This is a genomic window from Rhizobacter sp. Root1221, assembly GCF_001425785.1.
Classification (GTDB): Bacteria; Pseudomonadota; Gammaproteobacteria; order Burkholderiales; family Burkholderiaceae_C; genus Rhizobacter.
The window spans coordinates 217259-230000 of sequence record NZ_LMDI01000045.1 but is presented as its reverse complement, the minus strand read 5'-3'; the positions used below and the strand labels follow the sequence as shown (position 1 = coordinate 230000).

General features: G+C 65.2%; 14 protein-coding genes and 1 pseudogene. 1 reads left to right on the top strand and 14 read right to left on the bottom strand.

The window, feature by feature from the left end; translation table 11 throughout:
- Positions 1-3: 3 nt before the first annotated feature.
- The 13 genes and pseudogenes from ASC87_RS25310 to ASC87_RS25255 form a co-directional block, all read right to left on the bottom strand.
- Positions 4-303, bottom strand: a complete 300-nt coding sequence (locus ASC87_RS25310) for a PAAR domain-containing protein (protein WP_056669411.1) — start codon at positions 301-303, stop codon at positions 4-6.
- A gap of 40 nt (positions 304-343) precedes the next feature.
- Positions 344-2134 (bottom strand): type VI secretion system tip protein VgrG, encoded by a 1791-nt coding sequence (gene vgrG / locus ASC87_RS25305; RefSeq protein WP_056669409.1) that lies wholly within the window; start codon positions 2132-2134, stop codon positions 344-346.
- Between the two features lie 8 nt (positions 2135-2142).
- Positions 2143-2838 (bottom strand): hypothetical protein, encoded by a 696-nt coding sequence (locus ASC87_RS25300; protein ID WP_056669406.1) that lies wholly within the window; start codon positions 2836-2838, stop codon positions 2143-2145.
- Positions 2839-2860: 22 nt separating this feature from the next.
- A complete protein-coding gene (locus tag ASC87_RS32175; RefSeq protein WP_157604348.1) occupies positions 2861-3031 on the bottom strand; it encodes a DUF5908 family protein in 171 nt (56 codons plus the stop codon).
- Positions 3032-3035: 4 nt separating this feature from the next.
- A complete protein-coding gene (locus tag ASC87_RS25295) occupies positions 3036-3506 on the bottom strand; it encodes a phage tail protein (RefSeq protein WP_200954516.1) in 471 nt (156 codons plus the stop codon).
- Positions 3499-3957: a phage tail protein gene (locus ASC87_RS25290; RefSeq protein WP_056669402.1), complete on the bottom strand. Its 459-nt coding sequence runs from the start codon at positions 3955-3957 to the stop codon at positions 3499-3501. Before ASC87_RS25290 ends, ASC87_RS25295 begins: the two co-directional genes overlap by 8 nt.
- A gap of 62 nt (positions 3958-4019) precedes the next feature.
- Complete coding sequence (locus tag ASC87_RS25285) at positions 4020-5588, bottom strand: phage tail sheath C-terminal domain-containing protein (protein WP_056669399.1); 1569 nt, start codon at positions 5586-5588, stop codon at positions 4020-4022.
- Between the two features lie 15 nt (positions 5589-5603).
- Entirely contained in the window at positions 5604-6476 is an 873-nt protein-coding gene (locus ASC87_RS25280) for a hypothetical protein (RefSeq protein ID WP_056669396.1), read from the bottom strand.
- A 10-nt stretch (positions 6477-6486) separates the two neighbouring features.
- Positions 6487-7062 (bottom strand): DUF4255 domain-containing protein, encoded by a 576-nt coding sequence (locus ASC87_RS25275; RefSeq protein WP_056669393.1) that lies wholly within the window; start codon positions 7060-7062, stop codon positions 6487-6489.
- 118 nt (positions 7063-7180) lie between these two features.
- Entirely contained in the window at positions 7181-7642 is a 462-nt protein-coding gene (locus tag ASC87_RS25270) for a response regulator transcription factor (protein WP_056669390.1), read from the bottom strand.
- A gap of 158 nt (positions 7643-7800) precedes the next feature.
- Positions 7801-8523, bottom strand: coding sequence for a response regulator transcription factor (locus tag ASC87_RS25265; RefSeq protein WP_082568926.1), 723 nt, complete (start codon positions 8521-8523; stop codon positions 7801-7803).
- Positions 8520-9284 carry a sensor histidine kinase gene (locus ASC87_RS25260; protein WP_056669389.1) on the bottom strand — a complete coding sequence of 255 codons (765 nt, stop codon included), beginning with the start codon at positions 9282-9284 and terminating at the stop codon, positions 8520-8522. Before ASC87_RS25260 ends, ASC87_RS25265 begins: the two co-directional genes overlap by 4 nt.
- Positions 9285-9876: 592 nt before the next feature.
- Positions 9877-10137: pseudogene (locus tag ASC87_RS25255) on the bottom strand (Lrp/AsnC ligand binding domain-containing protein); the annotation flags it as partial.
- 324 nt (positions 10138-10461) lie between these two features.
- On the opposite strand from ASC87_RS25255, the gene ASC87_RS32170 reads away from it, so the two are divergent.
- On the top strand, positions 10462-11508 hold the full coding sequence (locus tag ASC87_RS32170; protein WP_157604347.1) for a hypothetical protein: 1047 nt from the start codon (positions 10462-10464) through the stop codon (positions 11506-11508).
- A 157-nt stretch (positions 11509-11665) separates the two neighbouring features.
- On the opposite strand, the gene ASC87_RS25240 is transcribed toward ASC87_RS32170, so the two are convergent.
- Complete coding sequence (locus ASC87_RS25240) at positions 11666-12742, bottom strand: alkene reductase (protein ID WP_056669376.1); 1077 nt, start codon at positions 12740-12742, stop codon at positions 11666-11668.

Below are 12742 nucleotides of genomic sequence, written 5' to 3'. Positions count from 1 at the left end.
GCGTCAGCCTCCGATCATCACGGTGGGGCAGCCCATGACGATGCTGCCCCCGTGCGCCGTGAGGTCGCCCACGCGCGCGGCCGGTCGGCCGCTGATCATGACCGTGGCCGAACCCTTCACGATGGTGTCGGGTGGCCCGACACACACCGCGTTGTCGCCCAGCACGGCGGCCGGCAGTTTGCCGATGAGCACGGTGGGCACGCCGGGGCCCACCACCGGGCCGCCCACGTGCGGGATGGGGGGCAGGGCCGGCGTGACCATCGGGCAGGCGTGCATGTCGGTGAGGCGGGCGGCGGGTGGCATGGTGTGCAGTGGGTGAGGTGGACGTGTCGGGCGGACAGCGTCAGTTGATCATCACCATGGCGCCCTTGACCACGGTCTGGCCGGCGGCAGACAGCTCGGCCGTCGCATTGCCCTTGCCGATGAACCCCACCTGCGCTTCGCAGGCGATGTTCAGGCCGGTGCTCTTCACATCCGCTTTCGAGGTGACGCCAATGGCGTTGATCGCGTCGAGGGTGATGCCGCCCTTGGCCGACAGCTTGATGTCCTTCGGGCTGCTGAGCGTGATGCCACCGGGGTTGAGTTCGATCCTGTTGTCGTTCTGGTCCTGCAGCAGGATGGATTTTTCCTTGTCGCTGATGACGATCTTGTTGTTGCCCGGCGTGAGGACGGTGATGACCTTGTCTTCCTCGTTGAACTCGATCTTCGATTGGCAGCGGGTCACGATGGCCTTGGTGTTGTTCTTCGCCTCCAGTGCGTACGGTGGCGCACGCTTGCTGCTGTACAGGCTGCCGAGGATCACCGGGTGGGACGGGTCGTTGTTGAAGTAGCCGAGCACCACCTCGTCACCGACTTCGGGAACGAAAAACGAGCCGAAGCCGCTGGACCCATGGAACTGGAGCAGCCGCGCCCACACGCCTTCGGTCGCGGCCTGCATCACGGGCAGCGACACCTGCACGCGGTTCTCGCTGTCGGGGTCGCCATCGAGTTTCATCACCACGCCCACCTGCAGGCCTTCGACCGCGGGCACGAGGCCAGCGGCGCGCGGCGCAGTCACGTCGGGTTGTTCGGTGAACCACTGCGGCGCCAGGCCGAACTGGACCTCGGTCACCCAGTCACCGTCGGCGATGCGGTGGATCACACCGCTGGCGAAGACCTTGCCGCTGAAGCGCTTTCCCACCCCTTCGAGTTCGATCACCCCGCCGGGGACGGCCTTGGCGCTGCCCTGGAAGCGCATGTGGCCGCGAACACGGGCCAGCCCCGACTTCAGCTGCTGTGACCGCGCCCACTGCGTGAGGACCTCCTTGGTCGTGGGCGCGGCGGTCTGCAGGCGGTAGGAGGCCAGGCCCGCTACCTTCGCCAGCGTGGCCGAGTCGAGGTCACCGTGGGCGTTCAAGGTGGGGGGGGCGGCTTCCGCGCCGAGGATGGCCGCCTGGGTCTTCATGTCCCACGACACCGCCTGTGCCGTGGCGAACTGGGTGCGTGCGTCGAGTTCGGCGTGGAACTCCATCAGGTCCTTGCCATAGGTGACCTTGAGCACGGCGTCCGTGTCGGTGGCCGGGGCCTTGACCGACACGCTGCCGTCGGTGGCGATCACCAGCAGGCCGTTGGCCTCGGCACGCGAAAGCATGAAATCCCAGTCGCTGCAGTAGAACTGCACCAGCTCCTTGTTCTGGATCGGCGTGGCGTCGACGTCGGCGCCCAACGCGTGCGCGGCCACGAGCGCACCGATGACGTCGCTGTCGGTCTTGTCGATGTAGTTGGCGTTCTTGCGGCCGACGGTCATCCTGACGACCTGGTCGCGGCACTCCACCACGAGGCGGGCGTCGTTGTCCCCGGTGATCTGGATCGCGTGCTTGATGACCACGCCTTCGAAGAGCGTCTCCTCGTCGTCGCCATAGCCTGCGTTGATCTTGATGGCCGCGCCGGGTTTGAAGTCGCCGGTATCGCTGACGGGGAACTCCTGGCCGGCCATGTCGCCGTCGGAGATGACCAGGCGTGCCGTGGGAACGCGGTTCACCTCCCGGGTGACGGTGAGCGACATGAACCGCACCGATTCGGACAGCGCCGTGCCGTCGCTGAACAAGGTGACACGGACGACACCCTCTGCATCCAGTTCTGGGGAGTTGGCCATGGCGCCCCCTATGCCAGCGGCGGGAAGTGCAACTTCCCACCCGGCTTGAGGTCACGAAAATCGGTGAGCCGGTTGAAACGGGCCACGTCGAGGTAGTACCCCGGGTCACCGTAGATGCGGTTGCACAGCAGCGGCAGGGTGTCTCCGTCGCGCACCTCCACTTCATGGGTGAGGTCGGGCGACGAGAGGTTGGACACCAGCTCCGTCTCGCGCCTGCTCATGGCCCCGATGAACGACAGGTCCACCTTGGCACGGAGCGGCGCGCCGCTCGGCTTGAACAAGGTGTAGTGCATCGACATGTTCTGCATGCGGCCGAAGAAGATCAGCGTGCCCCACAGGAGCCGCACCCGTCCAGGCTCGTGCTGGCTGCCGTTGTACTGGTAGACCACCTTGTTGAGGTTGTCGAGCTGGGTCTTCACGTCGCGCCGGGCCTCGCCGGTGGGCAGCGGCACGACACCGGTGCCATCGAGCACGAGCGCGAAGCCGAGGGTCTCGACGTCGGCCGCGCTGTACTTCGGGTCGAGCGCAGGTTGCCCGTGGGCCTTCTTCTTGTCGTAGACGATGCCGCGGCTGTGTTTCACGTCGGCCGGATTCAGCAAGGCCGTGAACGCGATGCCGGTGTCGAGCGAGGTGGTGCCGGATTTGCTCACGTTGTAGCGCACCAGGGTCATGCGCGTCTTCTCGGCGGTGATGGCGTCAGTCATGGAACGGGTCCTCTTTCCGGGTTCAGCGTTCTCTGGCGTCGACCAGCTTCTGCGCGAGCCAGGCCTTGCACTCGGCAAGGATCTCGTCCTTCACCTGCTCGCGGTGTTGATCGTTCAACCCGGCGGGGAGGGGGGATGCAGGCGCGGTATTCACCTGCGACTTGATCAGCAACTGCCTCACTTCGATCGTCATGGCGTCATACCTCCCGCTTTGAAAACGCGTAGCTCAGCTCGATCTTTTCCACGGCGACTTCGTTCTTGGTCGAGTTGAACCCCTCGACCTCCAGCTTCACCGGGTAGGCGTTGGCGAACGACCAGACCCGCAGCGGGCTCCCCAGGCCATCGAGCAGAAACAAATGAATCTGCTTCGGAAAGATCGGCCGGTTGAGCCCGCCCTCGAGCGCTGCCTGGCACCACATCAACAGCCGTGAGGTGTTGGGCGCGATGCCGCGCTTGAGCACGAGCTTCGGGTGTTTCACCGCCTTGGGCAGGGCGAGCACATACCGGTTCTCGCCCCCCTCGACCACCGCCTCGGTTTCCATTTCAGGCGCGATGCCGCTCACTTCGCGGAACGAGCTGTCCGCGTCCTTCGGCTGGGTGCCGAAGGTCACGGTGAAGTAGAACGCCGCGGGCGGATCGTCCGGCCGGATCGACAGAACGTCACGCATTGGCGATGGTCAGCCCTTCGTGCGCGATCACGATGGTTTCCACCGCGACCTCGTTGCCGACGGACTTGAGGTCGGTGCCGGTGATCTTGGTGGGCCAGGCGTTGGCCAAGGTCCAGACCATCGTGGGCGCGCCGGCTTCGTCGAGGAGGCTGATGGTCACCGGCTTGCGCTTGATGGTGTTCATCTTGATCTCGTTGAACCAGTCCCAGAACTTGTTGTCGGACTTGAAGACGCCCTTTTTCATGGTGACGTCGCTGTACTTCTTGATGCCGGGCATCTTGATGACCGAGAAAGACGGGCTGTCGCCGTGCCGGTACTCGAGCGGCTGCGCCTCGACGTCGAGGCCCGAGACCTCCTGGAATGACATCACGGCGGCATCCCACTTCACTTCGAAACGAAACTTCGGAATAGGCCACACCGTGGTCGATTGTGCTGATCCATCGTCTGCCATTGTTTACTCCACGCGTTGGTTGATAGGGGGGCGGGCAGGGCGCAGCGCCCTGCCGTGTGCCGTCAGGACTTCTGCATCTGCTGCTGGAACGTGATCTCGATGAACTCCGCCGGACGGCTGATGGCCACCAGCACCGTCACCCGCAAGATCCCTTCGAGGACGTCTTCGGAGGTCATGGTTTCGCCCAGGCCGACATGCACGCTGAACGCGTCATCCGGCACCGCGCCGGCCAGGCCACCGCGCTTCCAGATGCCGGTCAGGAAGTTCTGGATCATGCTTTTGATGGTGACCCACGTGTTGGCCACGTTGGGCTCGAACACCATCGCCTTGGCGGCCAGGCGGCACGACTCCTCGAGCATGATCATCGTGCGGCGCACGCTGATGTAGCGCCAGTCGAGGCTGTTGCCGTCGAGCGTGCGTGCACCCCACACCAGCACGCCTTCGCCGATGAACGAGCGGATCGCGTTGACCGACTTGCCCTGGGTGGTGACGTTCAAGTCCTCCTGGTCTTCGGCCGAGAGGTTGACGGCCGGCGAGACGACGCCGTTCAGGCTCACGTTGGCCGGCGCCTTCCAGACACCCCGCGAGTTGTCGACCATGGTGTAGATGCCGGCCATGGCGGGGCTGGGTGGCAGCAGGTTGAGCTTGTTCTTCAGCTCGCCCATCATCGTGTTGAACGTGGGGCTGAGCGCGGCCAGGCTCTTGTTGAGCAGCGCCATCTCCATGCGGGCGTTCTGCGGCTTGTCCTTCTCGGCCGATTTGGTGTCGGCGGCGATCCAGGCGGCCTCGTCCTTCATCACGTCGTCGACCGCCTTGGCCTGGGCGGCCAGCTTCGGCGTGGCGTCGGCCGGCAGCGTGTCGGGCAGGTCCAGCTCGGTGCGCAGGATCTCCTGCAGCTTGTCGCGGTTCCTGATGTTGCGGTAGCTCAGTTCGTTGTCCTGGACGACCGTGGTGTTGACCCAGGGGTAGTAGGCCGCGGCGTAGTCGAGGTAGTTGATGCCCAGGTCGTTGCGGAAGGCCGCGACACTTTCGATGGGCGGCTTGTAGCCTTCCCAGATGTCGAGCACCGCGACGCGGCTCTTCATCGTGCCGCAGTGTGCGAGGGCGGCCTGTTGCACGCTGATGCAATCGGGTTGCTTGAGCAGCATGCAGTCGGGAATGACCAGCATCGTGGGTTCCTGCTCCTTGATGAGCATCTTGATGCCTTCTTGCAGCCGCGTCGGATCGATGGCATCGGCCTCGAAGTCACCGACCGACACCACGTAGCACGGCCCACCTCCGTTCTGGAAGAACTGGCGCATGCCGTAGTAGAGGAGGAAGCGTCCACCGTCCTTGCCGGTGGGCTGGCTGAGCAGGTACTCCTGCGCTCCCAGCTTGAAGGAGGTGGGTTCCGTGACCGGCGAGGCCTGCGGTTTGATCTCGAAGCTCGGGGTCGGTCCGACCCCGAAGTACAGGTGGAACTCGGCCAGCGAACTGATCCGCCAGGGTTTGTCGCGCAGGCTCTTGCCCTGGTTGTCGGCGATCTGGGTGTAGCCGATGAAGGCTGGCACCGCAGTGGCGACTTCCACCACCGAATTGGGGAACGCGTTTTTCTCAACGATATAGACACCCGGTGTCTTCATCTGACCCATGACGGCCTCCTGTGGTTAGCGGTGCACATAGATTTCCGAGACCAACATGGGGACACCATGGAGGGTCTCGCGGCTGATCAGCGATGGCGACGCCACCGGCAAGCGCTTGATGAGCACCTTGTCGGTGCCCGAGCCTCGGCGACGCAACTGAAAGCGCCGCTCCGACCGTTGTTGCAGCGTGATGGGCGTGAGCGAGCGCACCGCCATCACGCTTCGTCCATCAGGCAGGCGTTCGCCCACCGGCTCATCGAATTCGCAGGCCTCGCCGAGGTCGACGATCCGCACGTCCTCCTGCGCCTCGGTGAACTCGCCGAAGAGGAGGTACTTCCATACCGTGGCCCGCGCCTGCAGGCGGCAGAGGTAGCGCCTGGGCGCGTGGTTCTCGGCCTCTGTGACGTGCGCGGCGTCGACGCTGACCGACAGCGCGAAGTGCGGAGGGGCACGCCGGTCGCGCGCCGACAGCACCTGGGTCACCGCCGCCGACGCGAGGGGTTTCGCGTCATCCACGCCCACGCTGGTTCCGGCATGCAGGCGCAGGAGCCCTGAGGCGTCGTCGGGCACGGCGTTGCGGTTGTCGAGCAGCAGCACGGCCTGGTCGGAGCCGATGTGTCCTTCGGTGTAGTTGGCAAAGCTGCCGTCCGCCACCCGCGCCAGGAAGTCGAAGCGCAGCGGTTCGTCCACGTCGCCGGCGTGCAGGCGCAGCGCGTTGGCCGCGGAGGCATCGAAGGCGACCATCAGCCCACGGTCGGTGTGGCGCAGGAGGCAGGCGCTGCGTTCGATCCGGCGCACCGTGTGGCTTGACGCAACAAGGTGCAGGCCGTGGCAGAGCCCGCCCGGGAAGTAGGCGTGCTCGACCTCGACGGAGAAGAGTGGAAGGAACGGGCCCATGTTGTTGCGCCTAGGCGGACACGCCGGCCTGTGACTGGGACACATGTGGTGCCTGGCCGCTGAGCTGGGCGGCGTCGATGGCGATGACCCGCATCCGGTAGAGCACCGAGGGCATGTACTTGCCGCCGAGAATGCCCCAGAGGTTGCTGAGATCGGAGATGGCGAGGTTCTCGATGTCCAGCATCAGCTTGCTGATGCGGGCGTCGAGATCCGGCGTGTTCTGGTGATCGAACACCGGTCGGCTCTGGAAGAAGCCGATGGTGTGCGAGATGAACTTCAAGGCCTCGGGGTAGTTGGCGCCGCTGAACGTGGCCGCGAACATCAGCATCAAGTTCAGGTGCACGGGCGCCTGCTGCACGCCGGCGCGGCCGACGGCCGTGTGGCTCAGGGCCGAGGGCCGGTAGGGCATCGAGTCCTTCTCGATGTTGACGAGAAACAGCACCAGCTTGTTCGACACCTGGGCCACCAGGTTGCCGTCATGCTCGCTGAGGTTGGAGACCACCACCAGGTCTTCGCCCACGCGAAAGGTGCGCCTGAGCGACTGGTTCAACTGGCTGGCGATGCCAGCAATGGCGGTGGCGATCACGGGAGTGACCTTTCCATCGATCCGTTGACCTTGACCAGATTCATGCTGTGCTGCTCCGCCTTGAAGACCAAGCTTCACAGGCTTGGCAAGGACACGATAGCCGCGCTGTCTGGCTGAGTTAATCAGCAGAATGCGGAGATTGCACCACCGGAATCCTGAGTGCGTGTTGCAGTCGGCGACTGACTCCCAGGCGCCCTTCGGCGACCTCGCGCACGGCGTGCACCAGCTCGGCCAGGGGATCGTCCTTCAGCATGTAGCCCAGCACGCCCAGCTCGAGCGCCGCACGCAGGAAGGGCAGGTCGTCGTGCCAGGACAGCATGAGGATGCGGACGTCGGGGTGCATCTGCAGGATGTGGCCCGCAGCGGTCAGGCCGCTCATGTCGCGCAGGTCCATGTCGAGGACGACGACGTCGGCCCGGTCAACCTCGAGGGAGGAACCGAGGACCTGCAACGCGGCGACGACAGCGTGCCCACTGCCCACGTCCGTGACAACCGACAGGCCAGGCTGCCGATCGAGCAGCGTCTTCAGGCAGTTGCGAAACGGCGCATGGTCATCCGCGAGAACGATGCGTAGGGTCATGGCGCTTCACCGCTTGGGTAGTCGGCAATGGTGGCCGTGCCAACATGGCACGGACATCCGGAAAACGCTGAAAGCACCGTAGGCAAGCGCTTACAGGGACGGCGCTGGGATGCGGAGTCGGCGTCCGAGCGACGCCGGCACCTTCGTTGCGGCGACGGTCAAGGAGAAACGCCCTTTCCGAGTTTCGCGGACTTGCTCGTCGAAGTGGCAGCGAGCGTGTTGCGGCAGGGCGCTTCGAGCGAACTCAGTCCCTCGCGGATCGCATAGCGGGTGAGCTCGGCGATGCTCTCGATGCGCAGCTTGTGCAGCACGTTCTCGCGGTGGGTGGCCACCGTCTTCGCGCTCAGGTGGAGTTGCTCGGCGATCTGGCCCGTGGAGTGGCCTTCCGAAAACAGCTGGACGATCTCGCGTTCACGCGGCGTGAGTTGCGAGAAGGCGCTGCCGACCACGGCCGAGCCGCGGGTCCGGTAGCCTTCGACGAACACACCCACGAGGCCGGGGCTGAGGTAGATCTGCCGCGCCATGACCTTGCGGATGGCGAGTGCGAGGTCCTCGAACGACGAGTCCTTGAGCACGTAGCCGGCGGCGCCTGCGTCGATGCCGGCCAGCACCATCCGGTCCTCGGTGTGCACCGAGAGACACAGCACATGGACCGAGGGCGTTTCGGCGCGAACCCGGCGAATGGCCTCGATGCCGTTCATGCCCGGCATCGCGAGGTCGGTGACGAGCACGTCGGGCAACAGCTCGCGCGCGAGCCGGATGGCGCCCAGGCCGTCCTCGGCCACCCCCACCACGTCGAAGCCGGAGTCCTTGTTGAGCAGGGCGCTGAGTCCATCGCGCATCATGCGGTGGTCGTCTGCGAGAACAATGCGGATCGTCATAGGTGGCTCGTCGGGTGGGACATCGTTGGGATGGACTTGGCCGAGGGTGGCAAGGAGGCCGCCACGTCGAAGCCGAGGTGAAGGGTGGCGATGGTGCCGCCGCCAGGGACGGATTCGATGCACAACCGCCCGCCGATCGCCTGCATCTGCGCCTCGGCGCTGAGCAGGCCGAAGCCACCCTGGGGGCTGAAGCGGCGGAGGGCGGCGTCGGCGTCGAACCCGACACCGTCGTCCGCGAGGGCGATGCGCAGGTCTTGCTTGTCCTGTTCGAGCGAGATCCAGAGGTTGCTGGCTTTGGCGTGTTTCTGTGCGTTCAGCGCGAGCTCGCGGACGATGCGAAACAGCACGGACAGCACCGCGTCGCTCAGCGGAAGGTCGTCCACGCGGGCCGTCAGGTGCACGCGCATCCGCGAGTCTCTCTGCAGCTGCTGCGCCAACCCTTCGACGGCCGGGAGCAGCCCCAGCTGTTGCAGCACGGGCGAGTACAACTCGAAGGTGGCCGCGCGAGTGGCCTGTGCCGCCTGGCAAAGCAGCAGTCGCACTTCTTCGAGTGGATCGGGCTCCGCCGCATCGCGGGCCAGCCGGCTGATCAGCTCGCTCAGCTTGAACTGCGCCATCGCGAGCAGCTGGCCCAGGTCGTCGTGCAGGGCGTGCGCGATGCGTTGGCGCTCGCGGGCCGCGGCCACGGTGAGCTCGAACGCGAGCGTCTGCAATCGACGGTTGCTGTCGGCCTGGTCGGTGTGAGGCGCATCGTCTTTCACGGGGCGATGAACGGCAGAGGATGGCGACGACAGATTCGCAGGAACACTCGATGGCCTGGCGGACTCCGTTGCGCCGATCGCTGGTTCTCCCATAGGGTCCATCGACTTCCTGAGTTCAGTGCAACGACAGTAACGTGCCCATCGAACGTGCGTCAACCAGTAAGTTTTGACAGACGAGTGTTTCAAGACAAGAGGCTCCTCAAGGCAGTGATCGAAGCGGCATGTGTCGTGAATCGACATATCGCTTTGCATCTGAGGGCGGCCTGAACCAGGCTGGCTCGCGTGTCGATCTCACGCCAGGGATCCGGTGACGGAGGGGCGGCACTGGTCTGGTCGCAGCCTGTTCCATCGGGTTCAAGGGTTCGTGATTCACACACGTGTTGCACGCGATGCCCACGAGAGGTCCGCGGGTGGCGGACCCTTCGACGCGCGTCAGAATCGCTCACATCATCCGCAATTGCGTGGCGTGTGTGAGTGTCTGCCCCCGTGAACAAGGGGGCGTGTGATGCACGTGTGACCGATCGAGGACAGGATCGACGGTGATTGCGCCGAGTCGCGCGGCGAGTGGGCCGCTGCGACAGCGCGGGGTCGGTCAGCGGGCCACCGCGATCACGAGCCCTTCCTTGGTCTCTTCCATCATCGAGTGGCTGTGCGATTCGGCGGCCTCGAGCAGGTCACGGAGGATGTCGCCGAGCAGGCGGCGGTACGCTTCCATTTCTCGCACACGCATTTTCACGAGGTAGTCGAACGCGCCGGAAACGAGGTGGCATTCGAGTTGGCGGGGGGCGACGTGGGCGTGGTACCCGCGGATCACACCCTCGTGCTCCATGCACCGTACACGCTCCATGCACGGCGGTGTGCAGACATATTAGGGTGCGTGCTGCGGCACGAAGCAGCGCCTCCGCTCATCGGCGCCTCCGCTTGCGCCGCCTCTCGCCCTTGTTGCGACAGGACCGTCATGCTTCACCGCGTGTCGGGCGCGGCAGCAAAGACTCGCGCCGGGCGAAACTCCCCCTCGTGCCGGCAGAATTCTCGCAATTCCAGCCCTGATTTCGCAATATCGCACGCAGCGTGCCAGGAACCGGTCACGCTAGCGCTCTTTTGCATTGAGGAGGAACGCATGGGTGGATGCATGAGCACTGACGGGCGAAGCCGGCCGTCGTCACCGCAGGGGTATATGAGCCACCAGCCGGCGGCTGCCAGTGGGTCGGCCGACAGAACAACTTCTGCCAGCAACGCGCGCCAAGCCCACGCCGCGGCCCCGGATGGGCTGCGATCGCGAAGCCAACCCGGTGCCCAATCTGTCGGGCCGCGTGCGCATCTTTCGGCCGGCAAGGCTGCACACCTCGACGCGGTCAGGTCCGCCAACCACGCTGACGCTTGGCAGGTCCGTGCGGACGAGCAAATCAGTCTCGGCCTCATCCGGCGCGTTGCCGCCAGTTACGCGCAGGAGTTGGGCGTCGATCTGGTTGTTGACGATGGCCTCGATGGCAACCCACTGCATGAGGCTGAAGGCCAATTGCGCGAAGGCTTTGCATGCCATCTGGTGGCCGATATGGCCGATGAACACGCAAGGCCGCATGCCGAACCCATCGTCCTGACGCCTCGGGGAGAGGTCATCCTCGCGGTCCCCAGTGGCTACAACTGGTTGGGGGCGACCCGCGGCTTGCCTTACCCGCTCGGCGACACGACCTATCAATCGGAGATCATCCCGTCGCGTATTCTGGGCACCAGTGAAGTAGGCGGGCCGCAGGTCGATCGCCGCAGTTGCGCTGCGCTCGGCCTGGCCTATGTGAAGGAGTTGTTCAAGGACGACGCCAGCCTGCTGAAGCACCGCAGCCTGCTGGTGGATCTGCCAGCATCGGACCAGCACTTCTTTCTGCCGCCGCCCCAGGTACTGCGTTACGCACAGAACCGACTCTACGTCGAAGCGCTCCGCGCGCTGGTCCACGGGACGAAGTCTTCCGCGTCGGCGAATGTGGGCGACAAGAAGGTCGAAGTGCCGACGCTGCGACACGCGCTTGCCAAGGGCGCAGTGTTGCGGCGACCTGACACCGGTGAGCAGTTGGATGCAGCAGCCTACAAGGCCTTCGCCAAGGCTTGGCTCGAGGATTTCGAAACCACGATGGCCCGGCGCGAGGCAATGCAACTCGGCAACAAGAACCTCTATCTCCAGCATGTCGTGCAGCGCCTGGGCCGCAAGGATGACGCGCAGCAAGAGTAGATGCCGGCGATCGTCGGGCTCCGAGCGATCGCTGCGCAGGGGCCGAGCGCGTTGTTCGACCCTGCGGCGGATCGTGCCGGTCGCCGCGGTCACGAAGCCCCACGACAGGCGCTTCATTCGTGGGGCTCAGTCAGGTTGCTGACCAGGATGGGGACGCTCAACCTGCGAGCGTCGGATAGTCCGTGTAGCCCTCGGCACCGGGCGTGTAGAACGTGTCCGGGGCAGGGGCGTTCAACGGCGCGTCCTGGCGCATGCGCTCGACCAGGTCAGGGTTGGCGATGAAAGCCCTGCCCATGGCTGTCAAGTCAGCGCGGCCTTCGCTCAACGCCTGTTGTGCGCTGGCTTTGTCGAGTCCTCCGGCGAGGATGAAAGGGCCGTCGAACGCCGCCCTCAAATCGGCCTTCAGCTTTGCCGGGACCGGCGGGGTGCCCATGGCCGAATGGTCCAGGACGTGAACGTACATGAGGCCCAGCGCGGAGAGTTGCTTGACCAGCGCCAGGTACTGTTCATCCACGCCGTCGAATGCGCCGGCGGCATTGATCACGCCGTGGGGCGACAAGCGGATGCCCACGCGCTCGGCACCGATCTCCTTCACGGCAGCACGGGCGACCTCGAGCACCAGCCGGTTGCGCCCCTCGGCCGTGCCGCCGTAGCCATCGGTGCGTCGGTTGATGTTGGCGTTCAGGAATTGCTCGAGAAAGTAGCCGTTGGCCGCGTGCAATTCGATGCCGTCGAAGCCGGCTTCGATGGCAAGGCGCGCAGCCGTTGTGTACTCGCCGATCACGGCCTGGATGTCGGCCTCGGTCATGGCGCGCGGTGGGGTGTGCGGCTGGTTGCCTTGCGTGTCTGTCCTGATCTCGCCCGGGCATACGTCCGATGAAGCGCTCAGCACTTCGGCGCCGGCCGGCAGGTTGTCCTTGTGGGACACACGGCCGGTATGCATCAGCTGCACGACGATCTTGCCGCCCTTGGCATGGACTGCGTCGGTCACGAGCTTCCAGCCTTGCACCTGGGCGTCATTGAACAGGCCTGGGATGCGGGGGTAGCCCAACCCGTTGGGCGACGGTGAGGTTCCTTCCGTGATGATGAGGCCCGCGCTCGCACGCTGGGCGTAGTAGGTGGCCATCAGGCTGTTGGGCGTGTTGTTGTCGACCGCACGGTGGCGCGTGAGCGGCGACATCACGGTGCGGTTGCTGAGCTTGGTGGCACGCAGGGAGAAGGCTTCGAAAAGCAT